This is a genomic window from Rhizobium sp. T1470, assembly GCF_042140505.1.
Classification (GTDB): Bacteria; Pseudomonadota; Alphaproteobacteria; order Rhizobiales; family Rhizobiaceae; genus Rhizobium; species Rhizobium favelukesii.
Genome location: NZ_CP148095.1, coordinates 67,203 through 85,987 on the forward strand (window position 1 = coordinate 67,203; position 18,785 = coordinate 85,987).

An 18,785-nucleotide genomic window follows, 5' to 3' on the forward strand; every position below is an offset into this window, starting at 1 on the left:
TCCTCTAATCTAATGGATTGTCCGCCTCTATCTCTTTCGTGGCTCGCCTCTTCGCAACGTCCCGAGCCTCGCCCGCTTGCGCGCGCGCGTGAAGTGACAGCGATCGCCGAAACGATAGGATCGAGCCCGCGTGCATCTGAACTATGCTTTTCCGCGGGTTAGCGACCGGAGTCCCTTTGTCTGAGTAGGCAATACCGCCCTCGTCCCGCAGCAATTTTTGCTCTCGCGTCAGGTCTGCCATCGTGCGAGCAAGCATTGCGGCAAGCTCAAGCTGATGGTTCGACCATTCCGAGCGCGCGTACTCCGCGATCACATTCTCGAAAAACGGTAAGTCTTCGTGGTCGAGTGGGACGTTGGCCGGAGGCACGATCGCAGCGCTGGCTTTCGCCATTACGCGCACCGCCTCGGCCGCGCTATCAATGCGCGCCTTTCGCTTGGCCATGAAATGTTCCTATGAAATAAACTGTAATAGCAATAACGCTAAGGGGGGACACGGGTACGCGGGCCGACGTCGCCAGACCGGCGACCTCCCCCACCCTAGCCGACCTCGATGGGGTATCCGTCGATGCCCGTGATGGTCACGGTCTTGCCTCGATCGATGCGTTGCTTGAGACCGTCATGGCAGGGCTTGCACAATGATTTCAGGTTTGAAGGATCATGGAATAGCTCGAGGTTTCCCTTGTGTGCCTTGATGTGGTCGACAACGGTTGCCTCAGTAACATCCTCGGTGATCAGGCAAAACTGGCACAGAGGTTGAGCCGCGAGCTGGTAGCGCCTCAGTCGCCGCCAAGCAGCCAGCTGATATAGGTGGTGCCAAGCATCTTTCGTCGCGGCCATGTTCGGGAAAGCCAGCGTTCTGCCTCAGCAACAAAGGAGCGATCAATGGCAGACGACAAAACGAAAAAGGGGCGACAGGACCGAGACCGGTGTCGCTGAGCGAGCCGTATGAAGTAGCCTACTTCGCCAAGAAACACGGCATCGCAACCGAAGACGCGAAGCGTATCATCAAGCAACACGGATCAGACCGGGACGCGGCCGACAAGGCGGCCAGTCGCCTGAAATAGCGGCAGCGGCGGGGAGCTGGGTGTTGGCTACGCTTCACCCGCCGCGCGCACCACCGGCGCGCCGACTTCAGCGCCCAGGTGATTCAGACGTTTGGGGAGCGGCCGGCTCAACGCTAGCACTGCGTGCGCGCGAGCCGACCTCATACGCCGGTCGTTGGGAAACGGGCCCGGCGCATAATCTTTATGTGGTGATTGCGTGGGCAGGATTCTAGATGCAAACACGGCAGGGAGTGCACCAGCCTTAAGCCACAACGAATCGTCTGCCGCATTTGTTCGGCAAAGCTGCAACCAAATCAACACGGTCACAACTTTTCCCCGGCCCGACGGTAGCGCAGATCGCAACGGATTGATTTTGCTAAATTATTTTGCTTTTCCCCGTTCTCCACAGCCGATCCACAACATCTTGTGGTGAACGGTTCGTTAAAAACGACCCCTTGACGCAATTCCCACTTTGCTTCGTAATAGCAATTGATGTTGCTGCGGCAGTTGGACCGGAATTAACGAGGCCGGTTCTCTTCAAAAATCGAGCGTAGAATCAGGGTGTTGCATCCACGAGAGGATGACAGCCCGTTATGGTTTCGTGTGCGATTTTTAACGTCCGAAAAGTGACGTCCGGGCAGGCGATAATAAGCTGTTAATACTATATTTAGTGTTTGCAGCCGATATTGCCACAAGTTAACAAATGATGAATAATGCAAGGTTAAGGCTACGGTCCTGAAGATTTTTTGTGATGAGAGCGGAGGTTTCGGGGGGAACGAGCACTCGTTTCTTGTTTCCGCTGTTCGCATTTCAGATCACGATGCTGGCCGTCTCATGAAGCGGCTCAGAAAGACTTTCAAGGCGCCGAATGAAATCAAGGGTAATTCGCTGACGGAAAAGCAGCGGGTGACCTTCTTCGACATGCTGAGTGAAATTGATCAAGTTGCCGCCGTTGTGACGTGCCAAAAGACGTCGGCTCTCGGAGCTATTGTGTCAAAGTCGCACCGGGAGCACGAGATCTTTGAGGATATGCTTGTAGAGGCGTGCGATCACCTAGTCGACTTCAATGCCCCGGTGTTGCGCATCGTGGCGGATGGCGGCAGATACAAGCGGCCCGTTCACGATAAGCTTGCTATTAACGCTGCGGGGCGCCTCACTCGAGACGGCGTTATGGCAAACGTCGATTTCGCCAGGAGCGAAGAGATTGCGGGTATCCAAGTCGCAGACATAATCGCAAACACGGTCTACAAGGCGTTGACCGGCGGCGGTTTTGACACCACATCCGCGTGCGGACTTCTGGTGCAAACGAAAAGGATTATAGTCTCATCTGCAGGTCTGCCGACGACGAGACCTTCTTGGATGACAATGGCTGCAGAATGAATCACTAGGGCCACCTCACGGTGGCCCAGACTGATAGCGTCGACGTTGTAATGTTGGTCCGCATCTAGTGACTAGCGGTGCCAGCTGGCCCCTCCTGATCGGCATTGCAACGCGCCTCCCCTGTAGGGAAAACTTTCCCTGACGCATAAAAAGATATGGTGCAAAATGACGGAGTCGTCAAATTCATTTTACGCTTTTCGACAACGCTGTAAAAAACATGCGCATAAATGCGCACCTGTAAACCCTCGTCCGAATTTCTTCTTGCGATGTTCTAGGCAGCACCAAAAACCGCTAGCGGCCGCTCAACACCGCAGATCGCAGTGGAGCAGCCGCACGATCGCCCGTCGCCGGAGGAGGCAGCGCCAGGAGATGGGGAATGAGGCTGACCCGGCTACACTCGCGAGTTTACAACGTCCGCGGATCGACAGCGCCTCAAAGAAAACGGCCGACGAGGCGGCCGCTGGGATAACCCATTCAATAAAATACGACTTGAGGGTGCGGTTAACCGGACATCAGGCGGCAATTTTATCTTCGATGGGTGTGAATTCACCGCGTGCTGTCTCGTCAAGCTCAATCAGGGCATCAATCGCCGCCTCGATCAGTGACGGGCCGCGTTTCTCAGCATACGCGGGCGCCAATCCCATGGCGATGCCAATGTCCTTCGCGGAAGTATCGGTGATGGCCAAATCAAGCACTTTGGCGTGCTGTCCAAGGCGTCGGCGCAGATAGTCGACGTACGAGAGTGTTTCGACCTGACGAACGAATTCAGGTTCCTTGCCAGCTGGCTCCGACGCGTTGGGTTTTGGTTTCTTCACTCCACCGATCCACTGCTCACCGGTGACGATGCCGTCCGGGTGTCGGGTCGCAGCGAATGGCAGCCGATCGAATGGCACGCTGCCGTCGACCTTGAAGGACCGCAGAACTTCGCGCGCTTCCTTGACGCCGTAGCGGCCGTGCCTGTCCTTCGCGTTAGGTTCTTCTCGTGGCAGCGGACTGTAGCAATCATGAATCGCAGGCTCACTCGATATGGGCTTTTCGTATGGCAACGCGGTGAATGGCGAGACGGCACCACGCAGTCCGAGATATGACAGGATTGCGCCTTCCGACCTGGGTGGCGCGCTGCCGCCCTTAACGCCGCGATGGCGTTCAACTGGTCGCAAAGCCGAACCCTTCTTTGTCTCGCCCCATTGGACGAGTTTGCCATCACGGAAGATCAACGTACCGACCGAAGTGTCCGTTCCGCCGTTCCGGTTCTTCTGTCTGGTCTCCATGGAGGGCTGCGACTGGTAGTTGTTCACCATCTCGCCAATCTCGTGCCAGCGCTCGCGATCAATGACTTCCCAGCCTATGGCGGTGAGGGGCACTGTAAAGTTATCAGCGGATGCAATCCCTCGGCTGCTTTCGCCGGTGTCATATCCACTCCGAGCGCAAATGCCGGGCCGCTGGTCATCGTCTTTCCGGCAGCGCACGGACCGAACCCCCGGCGTTGCCTGAAGCCTGGCTCTGGGCATCGCCGTCGGCAGGGGTGTGTCCGGAATGTGCCGAGCCGGGTGCGGGTGGTGATTGCCTGGTCGGCGTCGAGTTAGGCACCACTGATCATCGTTCTGCCGACTGTCCAGATCGTGAGTATTTGACTTATGCCTTATCTTGATCTTCCCAGTCATCGCCTTCACTACTGCATCGACAGCGATCCGGCTGACGGCCAAAGCAAGCCTTGGCTTATGTTCTGCAATTCGCTTGGCACCGACCTGCACATGTGGGACGCGCAGGTGGCCGGACTGTGGCAGCATTTCCGAATTCTGCGGTATGATCGTCGCGGTCACGGTCTGTCTTCGCCGCCGCCGCCGCCATACGGATTGGCCGACCTCGGCAACGACATCGTTGCGCTGCTCGATGCGCTGCAAATAGAGCGAGTGCATTTCTGCGGTCTGTCCATCGGCGGCCTGACAGGGCAGTGGCTGGGCATTCATGCCGGACAGCGTCTCGGCAGGATCGCTGTGTGCGCGACATCCGCGAAGATCGGTACTGCCGAAAGCTGGATCGCGCGAATGGACGCCGTGCGGGAGAACGGTCTTGCGGCACTGACCGCCGCCACCGCCGAACGCTGGTTCACTCCGCGTTTCAACGCAGCCGAACCCAGCGGTGTCGGCAAGGTGCTCGACAGTTTTGTCGCCACGTCGATCGACGGGTATATCGGCTGCTGCGCCGCTCTGGCCGGGGCCGACTTGCGTGAGGACATCAAACGGATCGCCAACCCTCTGCTCGCCGTTTCCGGTGATGACGACCCGGTGTGCCAGCCAGCTGACCTGAAAAATATTGTCACCCGCGTGCAGCAGGGCCGGCATCTGTCGTTGCCGGGCCGGCATATCGTCAACATCGAGTCGGCGCATGCTTTCAATGCCGCACTCCTGGAATTTTTTTAGAGCATGGAGACAGACGATAGTCGAGCAAATCCCTCAGGCGCGATGGAGCTTCAATGCCTTTAGCAGACCTGTGCGGCGATCGATCGGAACGTGGTCGCGAACCGCGCTGATTGGCGTCAAATCATCAACGATTGGCCGCTGCGCCCAATCGCGCATCGAGCCTTACTTAGGCTGCGTGTTCCGACAGAAGTCTGCCGCAGATTCCGATACCAAGCCGGCCATCCATCCGATCTCATTCCGGCCAGCATTCCGACTTGAAGCGGTCTGATAGTCTCCTGGGTCGTTGATTTGAACGGCTCCTGATTGTCGCTCTCACCCCAAGACTTCCGAGCAGGGATGTTCATCATTAGCCGCGCTTCATCAGCTGGATTTCATCGTCGTTGGGTCCGCTTGTAGAAGTTCCATAAATCTGCTTATGCGACGTTATAACATTACCAATTGATTCGTAATGTCGGAAGCTGCTATTCGTCGTCGGGAGTCTGCGGTTTGACTGCCGCCAGAAGGCATTCCTCGCAGTCGTTCCTGAACCTCGTCGCCTGCAGGTGCTTGCCGTATTCCTCTCGAGTTTTTTCACCCGCAATGACCTGCTCCGATGTCACCCCATCCGGATCGCCCAGTATTGTCGCAAGAGCCATCCGGAATATTGCGGCCGGGAAGGACAGGATCAACGTCCCGTTTTTGAGTCGGAAGTCCTCTGGTTCGACGGCATTTCCATGAAGGAAGTTGTTCCTCAGGTCATTCATCTTCATATAGAGCGCATTCGCGAGCCGGAGGTCGAAGGTCTTTCCGCCGCCGAAGTCAGCCGAATGTGTCTCCTCCCTCGCCATCTCGCTCTGCCATGGAATGGACTTCAGCAGGTCGAGCACCCTCTGACGGGTCGCCTTGCCGGTCGCTCCGGGATGCACGAGGATCTCGAACGCGCTGACCCACAGGGACAGGACGCGACCGTAGTCGTAGAAGGATTCGGTGGAACCGGTAGGAGACGACAGGCGCATCGCGGACGCAGCCATTTTCAGAGACCGTAGAATAGCGCGCGACGTCCAAGCGTTGTGCCCGTCGATGAACCGGGACTTCCATAGCGCGAGGAGCTGCTTGAAGAACCGGGGATGCGCCGGCTCGTTTCCGACGTCCTGGACCGGAACGGCCGCCGACGCCGCGCCGCGGAACTTGTCGAGTTCGTGGATTGCCCACAGCGCGGCGTTACCGGCGACGAGTCTCTTGCCCTGCGGGTCGATCATCCACGGGTAGATCTCGAAGGCATCGGTATGAAACGGGCCGACGTTCCTGCGCCATGTCACCGCCCTCACTCTGGCATCAAGCACGACACAGGCGACAACTATATCCATGAAGCTCGAAATTGCCTCCGAGTTCGGGCGATCCGGATAGGCATCCGATCTCACCAGCAGGCTCGGTCTTAGCCGCTGACCGTGGTTGCCTTCGAATTTCGAGAGAAAGGTCTGGAGGTTTGGACCGTTGGCGAGGGCATCTAGGAAGCGATCATCCTGGAAGCCCACCAGCGCCATGTGCTCGCCTGCAAAGACGTCCGACATCATGTTAATGTTCGGCAGGACACCAAGCGCGGTCCACTTCAGTGCCATCTCCATCTCTCCTGTAACGTTTAGCGACCGGGAAGGTACAAGGCTGGCCAAGATTCCTGCAAACGCGCGATTCGGGCCGTCCACAGAAACTCGGGCTAGAAGGTCTTCGGCATTGCAAGTCAATAGCGGCGGCCAGGTTACCCGCCCTTGCGGAAATCGGCGTTTCCCTCTGGCGGCCCCCTCCCCGATGCAGTATCGAGGCGCGTTCGCGCTAGGCAAGCGTCAGGCCAGCGACGCTCGCTATCACGAGCGAAGAAGGAGCATCGCATGAAGACAGTCTACACCATCGGCTACGAGGGCACCGACATCGAGCGTTTCGTGAAGACGCTGACCGCCGTCGGAATCGAAGCGGTAGCAGATGTCCGGGCAGTTCCCCTGTCACGCAAGAAGGGATTCTCCAAGAACGCTTTGCGGGAGCATCTTGAAAAAGCCGGCATCAAGTATCTCGCGATGCAGCAGCTTGGCGATCCGAAAGAAGGCCGTGAAGCGGCGAAGGCGGGCGACTACGATCGGTTCCGCTCGATCTATTCCGGGCATGTTGACCTTCCCGAAGTAGCCGCGGCAATTGAAGAGCTCGCGACCGCCTCCGAGGAGCAGGCGGTCTGCCTCCTCTGCTTCGAACGCGATCCGAAAACCTGCCACCGATTCATAGTCGGCGAACGCATGGGCGCTTTCGGATACGAGATGACGCATCTCTTCGGCGACGATCCTGCACGGTACATCCGAAACCAGGACCGGCTTCCGAAGCGGTCGTAGCTCTTTAGCTATAGCAGCAGCCCCTGGGCAAGATGTGGCGGATAGATGAGGCTGATGATCAACCACTGGTCCTGAAACCGGTGCTGGTTGCCCATGAGAAACATCAGGTCCTTCGCTGGAATCTTATTTTCGAGTTGGTCCCGGAAGTATTTTTCCCAGTCGGCTCCATGGGAGCGATGACAGTTCAAATAGAGAGCACCCACCTCCCAGTCCACAAGCTTGTGCCTGAACATTTTCGCGCCTGGACCTTCGCCGCACTGGTAGCGGTAGTAAAAGTCGAAGGGAAGCTTCTGCAGGGTCCTGATCGATGGCTTGTCTTCATCATCGAAGAGACCGCCCTGCTTTTGCTCTTGCACTAGCTTCGCCAGTTCCTCTTCGGTCCATTCGGGATTCGAGACTGGCTCGATATCCAGACCAAGAATCCGCGCCGGCTTCAACATGGCGAGCGACATACCGCTGGCCCGCTGCTCGGCATCTATCTTATCGAAATGATCGTAGACATGGATGGGCGAGATCAGGTGTCTTCGTTCGGCCCAATCCTTGCCCGGCTGAACGACGGCTTCGCCTTCGATCGTGTCGACCTTGATGGTCAAGCTTTCCTGCCGATGATCTTTGCGCGCTTTTTCAACCTTCGCACGGATCCACTGCCACTTCTTAAACTGTTGACCCGTGGCAATAAGACGAAAAGGAACCGGGAAGAGGCGGACCAGCTTGCCACTCTCGTCCATCCCAGCAACACACGTCGTCTCCGCATACTTTCCGCTCGGCGACGGGTAGGTCTTGCAGAGAATAAGAATTCGAGCATCGACGACGGCCATGGATCTCTCCGGGGCGAATCAACCCAGCTTCAAGGAGTTGCGCAATAGCGCCTGTAGCCAGTGCATTGGTCAATCCTGCGTTGCTTCGATCTGAGCTAGAACGCACAACCTTGTGTCTATGCGCCCGTGGCCACGCCCAACCGCGTAGGCTTTTTTGTTTGACGAGATCGATTAAGAAGGAGACGGCCTCGGCCCTCTTATCGAAGCGATGGTCATCGACTGGCCCCGATCCGCCCCAACGATGCGTCAAGGAGGCTCCGCCAAAAAGACTGGGAGTCTTCGACGGCTTGAGGGAATATGTCTCGGACGACCAGGCAGCAGCCTGAAGCGGAACGCCCCCGCCGGGCGCAGTCGGTCCCGGCTTCCGCTGACCGGCGCTATGCTAAGCCTCCTGCGGCTGCGCTACTTCCGGCAGTGCCGTGTCGAGAATTCCCGAAATCCCGGCCGAGCGGCCGTCGCTATGCTGATTTCTCCGATGTTCTACATTTTTTGTCCCGGATCTCGGCCTAACGCCGGTTGACCCGGGCCGGCTATGGCTTCGAGCGCAGTGGCGCCGCGGATATTCCACGGAAGCGAGTATTTCTCGATCAATCCGAGTTCAAGGCCCGCACTTCCGTTGACCGGCAGGCCATTCCATTCGAGATCCGGAGGCATGGCTATGAAGATCTCAATGGCCTCAGGGCCTGACAGCTCTGCCATGATGATGGCTTCGAGGCGCTGGTTGATTCGCTGCGAGATCCCCGGGCGCCCATATGAATAGAGCCTGCCCGCGAGCCCTTTTGTTGCGACGCCGACATAGAGCGCGACGCCGGCTTTTACGAAGGCATAGACACCCTTGGACTTCGGCGCAGGCGTTTCGACAGCAAGGCTGTCCCCCGAGATGATCCAGCGTCCGACCCGTGTAAAGCCGCCGCTGATCAGGATGTCGGTCGTGAGCGCGGGTTTGCTTTGTGGGCGCGTTTCCGGTCGACCGATGGGGGACGGCTTGGTCGCCGCTTCCAACGTCCGACGCGGACCGGCATTGATGACATTGTAGGCATGCTGATAGCGGATCCCCAATCGAGCAGCGATGTCCGCCGCCTTCAGGCCATCCGCCGCTAATGAGCGTATCTGATCTGCTTTTGTCATGTCAGTTCCTGTTAAGGCCCATTTCCCGGCTCTGCAGCTTGTCCTTCCAGCGTCGTTCGAGCTCCCCGAGGTCCGCGGTCGTCGCGGTCGAGCCGACCGTTTAAGGATCGATAGCTGGTAGTCGCTGGGGTCGCGACTCTTAAGCCCGACATTACCGCCGTGGCCCGTTGCAAAGTATTCGCGCCACCTGCCGATGAAGCCGTCGACACCCGACGCCATGCCGAAATATTGCTCGCGCGTTCTCGGGCAGGTCAGAAGATAGATGCCGCTCGTCGCAGACAGAGGTGCCTGCCAGGTCGCGGGAAGGCTCTCGATATCGGAGAGATTGGCGATAAAGGCCGCAAAGCCGGGGAATGGAGGATCGCCTAGAGTTCGCCGCAGTTCGATTAGGCGCTTCGCCTTACCGTCACCGCGCTGGATCCAGGACCTATAGCTATCGCCCCAGTCGATCCAGAGCCGGCCGGCGTATTCGGAAAGCGAAGGCAGGCGATCAACTTCGTAAACGTTGCAGCTTCCGGCGGGCTCTATGCCGCCGGTGATCGGGTGCTGGCGATCGGCCGGCAATGGGCCGAGAAGCCGGGCTGCGTATAGCCCAACGAACAACGTTTCCCGCTCGGGAACGCCGACGAAAGAGGCCCAGTAGGTCGCGCGCAGTTTCGGCTCACTGGCGAAGGATTGGGTCGCCTGGTATGCCTCGAAGCGTTCGCGATGGTCACGCCATAAAGCATAGGGTGTCGGAACCCGGCATGCCGGTTGTCCTGATGTCGAAGCAGCCGGACCGTGCTTCGTTCAATTCCCGCCAGGTCCAACATGTTTCCGAATGCCAGCATTGTTCGCCCTCACCTCCTCCATGACATGGCTTATCGTCGAGCGGTTTGCAAACACATGCGTGTGCATACACGCCTCTCCCTTTCGTCTGTGAAGGACATCCGCAAATGTCCCGAATGTCTGGCTTGTACGCGGCTGAGTGTCCAACTCCATTCGAATTCGGCCGTGGCTGGGCGGCACCATTCGGAAGCACGCCAAACCCGCTCTCTTGCGATGGCGTCCTGGCCCAGATCCGGATCTTCCACGATCAACCCGCAAGGGGTCCGCTAGCAATGCGGCCACTCGGGCTGCACCCTCGCGGTGATCGCGCCCGTCCCAGGGCCTTTTGAGGAGCCATCGAGCGGGAATTGGCCCGCTCCCAAATGGAGCCTCTCATACCAACGTGAGCGGTTTCTGACTCGTTTTGCGGTTTCCAAATCAGTTGAATTCTGAATCTCTGTCGCAAACGGAGGTTTGCGGATGACATTGGGAATTCCACTGCGCGATGACTTCGACGGTTTTGCCCTGCGGGCATTGGCCAAGAGCACGAAGGATGCGGCACAGGCTCGGCGGCTTCTTGCCCTTGCCGAAATCTATGATGGTCATTCACGCAGCGACGCGGCCAGGATCGGAGGCGTGACCCTGCAGATTGTCCGCGATTGGGTTATGCGCTTCAATGCCCGCGGTCCGTCAGGGCTCATCAACGGCAAAGCGCCTGGCAATCAAGGAAAGCTTTCCGCTGTGCATCGCCAGGCTTTGGCGAAGATTGTCGAAAGCGGGCCGATACCAGCAGTGCATGGCGTCGTTCGCTGGCGGCGCAAGGATCTGGTTCAATGGCTTTCCAGGAATACCGGATCTCTGTGGACGAGACGACCATTGGCCGCGAATTGAAGGCGCTCGGCTTTGCAAAGCTGTCTGCTCGTCCGCGCCATTACGCCCAGAACGAGGGTGACCTGGAGAGTTTTAAAAAAACTTCCCCGCCACACTGGCAACCATCAAAAGCAGGCTCCCCAAGAACATCGAGATCGAGCTCTGGTGGGCCGACGAAGCTCGGATAGGGCAGAAGAACAAGATCACCCGACGATGGGCACGCAAGGGCACAAGGCCTTCGGCACCACTCGATCAACGCACGATGTGGACTTATATCTTCGGCGCCATCTGCCCCAAGAAGGGCAAAGCTGCGGGCCTTGTTCTTCCCTACTGCGACACCGATGCCATGAACCATGCCATGAACCAGCATCTGCTCGAAATCAGCCAGGCGGTCGATGAAGGTGCTCATGCCGTGCTGATCGTTGATCAGGCTGGATGGCACGTCACGCCGAAACTCAAAGTACCCGACACCGTCACCCTGCTGTTCCTGCCGCCGCGGTCGCCCGAATTGAACCCTGTCGAGAACCTGTGGCAATTTATGAGGGAGAACTGGTTGTCCAACCGGATATTCAAAGACTACGACGACATCGTTTCCCATTGCTGTGACGCATGGAACAAGCTGGTCGCGCAGCCGTGGAAGATCATGTCAATTGGAATGCGTGATTGGGCGCACCGGTTTTGATTAGCGCTCGTTGGTATCACATGTCGCACGATCTTTCTCTCGCACAGTCCCACGCCTTCCAGCTCTCCCGCGACCTGATGGTCCCCGTCACCGTCTTCGAAGTCGACGGGGAGTATGGCGTCCTGCCCTCTGACGAGATCGACGCCGATGATGACCTTTCGGTCATCCATGAATTTCATCCGTGGCCGGCTCACTGAGCCGGCAATTGCCGTTCCGAGTGCCGCTGGCGACCTATCGGCGGCAAGGGAAGCTTCGCCGCGGGCGGTGCAACCTTGCACCTTGCTTCCCGCGCCCTTGCCCCCTCTGCTCTTCGCGGCGGCTGGAAGATGTCCCGCCGATCATGCGGGGAGTTAAATTGAGGAACGATCGCAGGCGATCGGAAAAATCATGAAAAGAGAAGAAATCGAGAAACTACGCGAGGCGGTGAGTTGTGCTGCCGTCCTCGAACAGGCTGGGTTCGCGGTCGATGTGAAGGAAAGCACGCGCCGGGCGGTGAAGTTTCGTCGCGGAGCGGAAATCATCATCGTCACCCACGAAGGTCGCGGCTGGTTTGATCCCTTGAGCGACGACAAAGGCGACGTTTTCGCTCTTACTTGCTTGCTTCAGCATTTAGGATTTTCAGAGGCTGTCGACCGTGTTGGCGATCTCATCGGCTTCACAGCTGCACCCGTCATCTGGAAGAAGCCGCCGTCCAAGGTCGAGCCTGCGGATATTCTGACACGATGGCAAGGTCGCGGTCTTCCAGCTACTGGATCCGGCGTCTGGAGGTATCTCTGCTGGTCGCGTGCGATCCCGATCTCCATCCTGCGCTCGGCCATCAATCAAGGGATCGTTCGAGAAGGTCCATTCGGCAGCATGTGGGCCGCCCATAGCGATGGCGCCGGATTGGTGGTTGGATGGGAAGAGCGCGGACCTGACTGGCGCGGCTTTTCGACGGGTGGCAGCAAAGTTCTGTTTCGCCTGGGTGCGCCTGACGCTCTCCGTCTCTGCGTGACGGAGGCTGCCATCGACGCGATGAGCCTCGCCACGATCGAAGATCTGCAGGACGGAAGTCTTTACCTCAGTACCGGTGGCGGATGGTCGCCCAGAACCGAAGCGGCGCTGGTCGACCTTCTCGCTTGCCCTGGCACTCACCTCGTCTGTGCCACCGATGCCAATAGCCAAGGCGATGCGTTCGCACGTCGTCTTCAGGCACTGGCCGCACAGGTCGATCGCCCTTCGGTCCGTCTCCGGCCGCCGGCGGAGGATTGGAATGAAGTCCTGCAGGAGAGAAGGAGAGAGAAATTGAAGAGCGAAGGAAGAGAGAGGCGTGCCGCATCGCCGCCGACCGCATCAAGGGAGGCTTCGCCCGGCTAAAGCCGGCCCTTGACGCGGCCGATCGGGATGCCGGCGGCCCGGAAGGTGTCATGAGGGACTAAAACAGAGGTGATGGAGTGGCCATCGCCAGGTCCCGAAACCTGAAGGAGCCAGAGATGAACACCCCTGCCCCCATCCGCAAGATTTTCGAGGGCGTCGCAACGCGCCCGCAAATGTTCCGGCTTTTCGATCGCCATAGTCAGCGCCCCGACCGGTGGCAGAGCGATGCTGCTCCGCCTTACAGCGGAGAATGGTTCGAAATTGATGAGGCACTCTACGATTACATGCTCAATATCCTGCCGCCATTGTGGATGTGCGGGCCGATCTTCGCGTTGCGCGAATTCCTAACGGGCTCGACCACCAGCATCTTCCTTGCGCTGCGGATCGACGGAAAGCCTCGGTACTTCCACGGCTATTGCGACCTGTCCGATCCCACTTCGGTCGAGACGATGCGGGCGACGATCTTCGAGCGCGAAACCCAGCCGGTTCGCGCCATGTCCCGTGAAGAGCTACTAGAACATATCTGGAGCAGCACTGCGAATGCCTATCGCGGCTATGCCGGCGATCGGTTTCCACCGGTGATGCAGGGGCAGCGCATGGTCATGCTGTGGAGCGGCACCAATGGCACGCTTCTGAAGCTGCTGGACGACCTTACCGATGATGAGATCGCCGCCAAACTGCCCGTTCATATGCGGCATCTGCCTGACATCGCGGCCTAGGCGTCATCAATCCCTTCAATCCATCAGGCGCTTCCAGCCCGCTATTGCGGCGGGCGAGCGATGGCGCGCATCCGAAAAGGAAAACTCCCGATGAGCAACGATCCTTTCACTCTCGACATGTTCGGTAGCTCTGCGCTCTCTTCAGGCCTTGCGCTAGGTGTCACCGCATTTGGCGGCTTCGACACAGTGGCGGCCAATGACGACGATCCCGATCCCACTCCGCCGGCGCCCGCCCCGGCTTTGCCAGTTGTGACTTCGGCGGCGTGCCCGAACAGTCAGCGCCAGAATTTCTATCTGGACGGCGACCGCGGTCTCGGTGCCTCATGGAAGGATCGTGCTCGCGTCAACGTGGCGGCAATCCTGGTCACGGAGGGCATAGTGAAGCAGGAGCGGCCGGCGACCGCCAAGGAGCAGGCACAGATGGTCCGCTTCACTGGCTTCGGTGCTGGCGAGCTTGCCAATGGCATGTTCCGCCGGCCGGGCGAGGTCGATTTTCGTGATGGCTGGGACGCGCTCGGTTCTTCGCTCGAAACCGCCGTGTCGGAGGCTGATTATGCCTCGCTTGCCCGCTGCACCCAATATGCCCATTTCACGCCGGAACTGATCGTCCGGGCGATCTGGGCTGGGATCCAGCGTCTCGGCTGGCGCGGGGGCCGGGTGCTTGAGCCCGGTATCGGGACAGGGCTCTTCCCTGCCCTCATCCCACCAGAGTACCGCGACACCGCCTATGTCACCGGGATCGAGCTCGATCCGGTCACGGCGCGCATCGTGCGCCTTCTTCAGCCGCGGTCTCGCATCATTGAAGGCGACTTCGCCCGCACGGATCTGGCGCCGATCTACGATCTCGCCATCGGCAATCCGCCCTTTTCCGATCGCACCGTCCGCTCCGACCGGGCCTACCGGTCGCTTGGCTTGCGGCTCCACGATTATTTCATTGCGCGCTCGATCGACTTGTTGAAGCCGGGCGCACTGGCCGCCTTCGTCACCTCGCATGGCACGTTGGACAAGGCCGCTACGACCGCACGCGAGCATATCGCCAAAACCGCCGACCTGATCGCGGCGATCCGCCTGCCAGAAGGCAGCTTTCGGCGCGACGCCGGCACCGATGTCGTCGTTGACATCCTCTTCTTCCGCAAGCGCAAGGCAGGAGAACCGGAAGGCGATCAGATCTGGCTTGATGTTGATGAGGTGCGGCCTGCTGTCGACGATGAGGGTGCGATCCGCGTGAACCGCTGGTTTGCACGCCATCCCGACTTCGTGCTCGGCACCCATGCCCTCACCTCTGGGCCGTTTGGCGAGACGTACACCTGCGTCGCCCGCGACGGAGCCGATCTCGACACCATCCTCGACGCCGCCATCGAACTTCTTCCGGCCGACGTCTATGACGGCGAGCCGACCCCGATTGATATCGATCTGGAAGATGAGCTCGCCGAGATCGTCGACCTCAGGCCGAAGGATAGCCCGGTCCGCGAAGGCAGCTTCTTCGTTGACCGGGCGAAGGGGCTGATGCAGATGCTCGACGGCACGGCGGTAGCGGTGACCGTCCGGAAGGGCCGCCCCGGTGACGGGATCTCTGAAAAGCATGTTCGGATCATCTCGAAACTGGTCCCGATCCGCGATGCCGTCCGTGAGATACTGAAGGCCCAGGAGACGGACCGGCCGTGGCGCGACCTGCAGGTGCGGCTCCGCCTCGCCTGGTCGGCATTCGTCCGCGACTTCGGTCCGATCAACCACACAACCGTCTCGATCCAGGAGGATCCAGAGACCGGCGAGGTGAAGGAGACCCATCGTCAGCCGAACTTGTTGCCCTTCCGCGATGATCCCGATTGCTGGCTGGTTGCATCGATCGAGGACTATGATCTGGAGACGGACACGGCGAAGCCGGGTCCGATCTTCGCCACCCGTGTGATCGCTCCGCCGATGTCGCCTGTCATCACCAATGCGGCTGATGCGCTGGCGGTCGTACTCAACGAGCGCGGCCATGTCGATCTCGATCATATCGCCGAGCTCCTCCATCGCGAAATCTCCGCAGTCACCGATGACCTCCGTGACACGGTGTTTCAAGATCCGGCTGATGGTTCCTGGAAGACTGCCGATGCCTATCTCTCCGGATCGGTCCGCACCAAGCTGGCGGCCGCGCAGGCAGCAGCGGAACTTGATCCGGTCTACGAGCGTAATGTTCGTGCCCTTCAGGCGGTCCAACCGGCCGACCTGCGTCCGTCGGACATCACGGCACGCCTCGGCGCGCCTTGGATCCCGGCCGCGGATGTCGTCGCCTTCGTCAAGGAAAGGATGGAAAGCGATATCCGCATCCACCACATGCCGGAGCTTAGCTCCTGGACGGTGGAAGCGCGCCAGCTCGGCTATTCTGCTGCCGGCACATCCGAATGGGGCACGGGCCGCCGGCATGCCGGCGAGCTGCTCGCCGATGCGTTAAACAGCCGCGTCCCGCAGATCTTCGATGTGTTCAAGGATGTCGATGGCGAGCGCCGGGTGCTGAACGTCGTCGATACCGAGGCGGCGCGCGACAAGTTGCAGAAGATCAAGCAGGCGTTTCAAGACTGGGTTTGGACCGATCCGGACCGCACCGACCGGTTGGCCCGCGATTACAACGACCGCTTCAACAACATTGCGCCGCGCAAATTCGACGGCTCCCATCTGAAACTTCCCGGCGCCTCTGGCGCCTTCGTTCTTTATGGGCACCAGAAACGCGGCATCTGGCGGATCATCGCCGATGGCTCGACCTATCTCGCCCACGCCGTCGGCGCCGGCAAGACGATGACGATGGCGGCCGCGATCATGGAGCAACGCCGGCTGGGGCTGATCGCCAAGGCGATGCTGGTTGTCCCCGGCCATTGCCTGGCGCAGGCGGCGCGCGAATTCCTGGCTCTTTACCCCAACGCGCGCATTCTCGTGGCCGACGAGACCAATTTCACCAAGGACAAGCGCGCTCGCTTCCTGTCGCGGGCAGCGACCGCCACTTGGGACGCGATCATCATCACCCATTCGGCGTTTCGCTTCATCGCCGTGCCGTCGGCCTTCGAGCAGGAGATGATCCAGGACGAGCTGCAGCTATACGAGGATCTGCTGACCAAGGTCGACAGCGAGGACCGCGTCTCGCGTAAGCGGCTTGAGCGGTTGAAAGAAGGAATGAAGGAGCGGCTCGAAGGTCTCGCTACCCGCAAGGACGATCTTCTTACGATCTCGGAGATCGGTGTGGATCAGATCGTCGTCGACGAGGCGCAGGAATTCCGCAAGCTCTCCTTCGCCACCAATATGTCGACGCTGAAGGGCATCGATCCGAACGGCTCGCAGCGCGCCTGGGATCTCTATGTGAAGTCCCGCTACATCGAGACGAAAAATCCCGGCCGGGCGCTGGTGCTGGCCTCCGGCACGCCGATCACCAACACGCTAGGCGAAATGTTCTCGATCCAGAGACTGCTTGGCCACGCGGCTCTTTTCGAGCGCGGGCTGCATGAATTCGATGCCTGGGCGTCCTGCTTCGGCGATACGACGACCGAACTGGAAATCCAATCATCCGGCAAATACAAGCCGGTCAGTCGCTTTGCGTCGTTCGTCAACGTCCCCGAGCTGATCGCGATGTTCCGCTCGTTTGCCGATGTGGTCATGCCGGATGACCTTCGGCAGTATGTGAGGGTGCCCGACATCTCGACCGGCCGGCGGCAGATCCTGACCGCGAAGCCGACGGCGCTGTTCAAGACCTATCAGCAGACGCTCGGCAGCAGGATCAAGATGATCGAACAGCGCGAGGGTCCGGCCAAACCCCGGTGACGACATTCTTCTATCCGTCATCACTGACGGCCGCCACGCCGCTATCGATCTGCGGTTCGTCATGCCGGCGGCTGGGAACGAGGACGATAACAAGCTGAATCTCCTGGTCCGCAATGCGCACCGGATCTGGAAGGAGACCGGTGACGCGGTCTACCGGCGCCCCGATGGCAAGGATTTCGAACTGCCGGGGGCCGCGCAGATAATCTTCTCCGATCTCGGCACTATGAATGTCGAGAAGACCCGGGGGTTTTCGGCCTACCGGTTCATCCGCGACGAGCTGATCCGGCTCGGCGTACCCGCGGCGGAGATCGCCTTCATGCAGGACTACAAGAAGACCGAGGCCAAGCAACGGCTGTTCGGCGATGTCCGCGCCGGCAAGGTGCGTTTCCTGATTGGATCCTCCGAGACCATGGGCACCGGCGTCAATGCCCAGCTCCGGCTGAAAGCGCTCCACCATCTCGATGTCCCGTGGCTGCCGTCGCAGATCGAACAGCGCGAAGGACGCATCGTTCGACAGGGAAACCAGCATGACGAGGTCGACATCTTCGCCTATGCCACCGAGGGAAGTCTCGACGCTTCCATGTGGCAGAACAACGAACGCAAGGCGCGGTTTATCGCCGCTGCCCTTTCAGGCGACACGTCGATCCGCAGGCTCGAAGATGTAGGCGAAGGCGCCGCCAACCAGTTCGCCATGGCCAAGGCCATCGCGTCCGGCGACGAGCGATTGATGCAGAAAGCCGGCCTGGAAGCCGACATTGCCCGGCTCGAACGGCTCCGCGCCGCCCACGAAGACGATCAGTATGCCGTCCGCCGGCAGATGCGCGATGCCGAACGCGAGATCGAGATCTCGACCCGCCGCATCGGTGAGGTCGGCCAGGACCTCGAGCGGCTCCAGCCCACGTCAGGCGACGCCTTTACGATGACGGTGCTGGGAGAGAGCCATACCGAGCGCAAGGAGGCCGGCCGCTCACTGATGAAAGAGATCCTCACGCTTCTGCAGCTCCAGCACGAGGGCGAGGTTCATCTGGCGACGATCGGCGGGTTCGATCTCGTCTATGAGGGCGAGCGGTTCGGCAGGGGCGATGGCTATCGCTACAAGACGCTCATCCAGCGCAGCGGCGCCGACTACGAGATCGAGCTTGCTATCACTGTCACCCCACTTGGAGCGATCTCCCGGCTCGAGCATGGGCTCGACGGGTTCGCGGAGGAACAACGGCGCTATCGCCAGCGCCTGGATGACGCCGAGCGACGCCTGACGTCCTATCGTTCCCGCACGGGCGGAACCTTCCAGTTCGCCGATGAGCTCTCCGAGAAGCGCCGTCTTCTCCGTGGGATCGAAGACGAACTGGCGGCCGCCGCCGTGGATGACGGTGCCCAGGAGGCCGCTTGAAACTGCGGCCGGAACCGGAGGTC

12 protein-coding genes and 3 pseudogenes are annotated in these 18,785 nt (G+C 59.7%); 9 read left to right on the plus strand and 6 right to left on the minus strand.

Features of this window, described 5'->3' with window-relative positions:
• Positions 1 to 4 precede the first annotated feature (4 nt).
• Together WGT02_RS38680 and WGT02_RS38685 are read right to left on the minus strand one after the other, a co-directional pair.
• Positions 5 to 442 (minus strand): terminase small subunit, encoded by a 438-nt coding sequence (locus WGT02_RS38680; RefSeq protein ID WP_208245103.1) that lies wholly within the window; start codon positions 440 to 442, stop codon positions 5 to 7.
• A 95-nt stretch (positions 443 to 537) separates the two neighbouring features.
• Positions 538 to 837: an HNH endonuclease gene (locus WGT02_RS38685; protein WP_208245101.1), complete on the minus strand. Its 300-nt coding sequence runs from the start codon at positions 835 to 837 to the stop codon at positions 538 to 540.
• Positions 838 to 882: 45 nt separating this feature from the next.
• On the opposite strand from WGT02_RS38685, the pseudogene WGT02_RS38690 reads away from it, so the two are divergent.
• Positions 883 to 1,064, plus strand: a pseudogene (locus WGT02_RS38690) (DUF3606 domain-containing protein).
• Positions 1,065 to 1,784: 720 nt separating this feature from the next.
• Positions 1,785 to 2,423, plus strand: a complete 639-nt coding sequence (locus tag WGT02_RS38695) for a DUF3800 domain-containing protein (RefSeq protein WP_225040687.1) — start codon at positions 1,785 to 1,787, stop codon at positions 2,421 to 2,423.
• Between the two features lie 512 nt (positions 2,424 to 2,935).
• On the opposite strand, the gene WGT02_RS38700 is transcribed toward WGT02_RS38695, so the two are convergent.
• On the minus strand, positions 2,936 to 4,087 hold the full coding sequence (locus WGT02_RS38700) for a hypothetical protein (RefSeq protein ID WP_225040689.1): 1,152 nt from the start codon (positions 4,085 to 4,087) through the stop codon (positions 2,936 to 2,938).
• On the opposite strand from WGT02_RS38700, the gene pcaD reads away from it, so the two are divergent.
• On the plus strand, positions 4,061 to 4,846 hold the full coding sequence (gene pcaD, locus WGT02_RS38705; protein ID WP_208245094.1) for a 3-oxoadipate enol-lactonase: 786 nt from the start codon (positions 4,061 to 4,063) through the stop codon (positions 4,844 to 4,846). The genes WGT02_RS38700 and pcaD overlap by 27 nt on opposite strands.
• Positions 4,847 to 5,307: 461 nt before the next feature.
• Here the strand turns inward: pcaD and WGT02_RS38710 are convergent, their stop codons facing one another.
• Complete coding sequence (locus tag WGT02_RS38710; protein WP_225040620.1) at positions 5,308 to 6,444, minus strand: hypothetical protein; 1,137 nt, start codon at positions 6,442 to 6,444, stop codon at positions 5,308 to 5,310.
• A gap of 267 nt (positions 6,445 to 6,711) precedes the next feature.
• On the opposite strand from WGT02_RS38710, the gene WGT02_RS38715 reads away from it, so the two are divergent.
• Complete coding sequence (locus WGT02_RS38715; protein ID WP_011654721.1) at positions 6,712 to 7,200, plus strand: DUF488 family protein; 489 nt, start codon at positions 6,712 to 6,714, stop codon at positions 7,198 to 7,200.
• Between the two features lie 8 nt (positions 7,201 to 7,208).
• Here WGT02_RS38715 and WGT02_RS38720 read toward each other — a convergent pair whose 3' ends face one another.
• Both WGT02_RS38720 and WGT02_RS38725 read right to left on the minus strand, forming a co-directional pair.
• Entirely contained in the window at positions 7,209 to 8,018 is an 810-nt protein-coding gene (locus WGT02_RS38720) for a hypothetical protein (protein ID WP_011654722.1), read from the minus strand.
• Positions 8,019 to 8,498: 480 nt separating this feature from the next.
• Positions 8,499 to 9,749: a hypothetical protein gene (locus WGT02_RS38725; RefSeq protein ID WP_225040622.1), complete on the minus strand. Its 1,251-nt coding sequence runs from the start codon at positions 9,747 to 9,749 to the stop codon at positions 8,499 to 8,501.
• Between the two features lie 684 nt (positions 9,750 to 10,433).
• Between WGT02_RS38725 and WGT02_RS38730 the strand changes: the two are divergent.
• From WGT02_RS38730 to WGT02_RS38750, 5 genes and pseudogenes are all read left to right on the plus strand, one after another.
• Positions 10,434 to 11,505 (plus strand): annotated as a pseudogene (locus tag WGT02_RS38730) (IS630 family transposase).
• A 20-nt stretch (positions 11,506 to 11,525) separates the two neighbouring features.
• On the plus strand, positions 11,526 to 11,702 hold the full coding sequence (locus WGT02_RS38735; RefSeq protein WP_011654724.1) for a hypothetical protein: 177 nt from the start codon (positions 11,526 to 11,528) through the stop codon (positions 11,700 to 11,702).
• 190 nt (positions 11,703 to 11,892) lie between these two features.
• Positions 11,893 to 12,861 carry a DUF3991 and toprim domain-containing protein gene (locus WGT02_RS38740; protein ID WP_011654725.1) on the plus strand — a complete coding sequence of 323 codons (969 nt, stop codon included), beginning with the start codon at positions 11,893 to 11,895 and terminating at the stop codon, positions 12,859 to 12,861.
• A gap of 116 nt (positions 12,862 to 12,977) precedes the next feature.
• Positions 12,978 to 13,580 (plus strand): DUF1419 domain-containing protein, encoded by a 603-nt coding sequence (locus WGT02_RS38745; protein WP_208245089.1) that lies wholly within the window; start codon positions 12,978 to 12,980, stop codon positions 13,578 to 13,580.
• Positions 13,581 to 13,670: 90 nt separating this feature from the next.
• Positions 13,671 to 18,762, plus strand: a pseudogene (locus WGT02_RS38750) (DEAD/DEAH box helicase family protein).
• The last annotated feature ends 23 nt before the right edge of the window (positions 18,763 to 18,785 follow it).

Excerpts from the sequence above, each read along its gene's own strand:
- WGT02_RS38680 (WP_208245103.1), bottom strand. The coding sequence starts at position 442 with ATGGCCAAGCGAAAGGCGCGCATTGATAGCGCGGCCGAGGCGGTGCGC.
- WGT02_RS38685 (WP_208245101.1), bottom strand. The coding sequence starts at position 837 with ATGGCCGCGACGAAAGATGCTTGGCACCACCTATATCAGCTGGCTGCT.
- pcaD (WP_208245094.1), top strand. The coding sequence starts at position 4,061 with ATGCCTTATCTTGATCTTCCCAGTCATCGCCTTCACTACTGCATCGAC.
- WGT02_RS38700 (WP_225040689.1), bottom strand. The coding sequence starts at position 4,087 with ATGACTGGGAAGATCAAGATAAGGCATAAGTCAAATACTCACGATCTG.
- WGT02_RS38710 (WP_225040620.1), bottom strand. The coding sequence starts at position 6,444 with ATGGCACTGAAGTGGACCGCGCTTGGTGTCCTGCCGAACATTAACATG.
- WGT02_RS38715 (WP_011654721.1), top strand. The coding sequence starts at position 6,712 with ATGAAGACAGTCTACACCATCGGCTACGAGGGCACCGACATCGAGCGT.
- WGT02_RS38720 (WP_011654722.1), bottom strand. The coding sequence starts at position 8,018 with ATGGCCGTCGTCGATGCTCGAATTCTTATTCTCTGCAAGACCTACCCG.
- WGT02_RS38735 (WP_011654724.1), top strand. The coding sequence starts at position 11,526 with ATGTCGCACGATCTTTCTCTCGCACAGTCCCACGCCTTCCAGCTCTCC.
- WGT02_RS38740 (WP_011654725.1), top strand. The coding sequence starts at position 11,893 with ATGAAAAGAGAAGAAATCGAGAAACTACGCGAGGCGGTGAGTTGTGCT.
- WGT02_RS38745 (WP_208245089.1), top strand. The coding sequence starts at position 12,978 with ATGAACACCCCTGCCCCCATCCGCAAGATTTTCGAGGGCGTCGCAACG.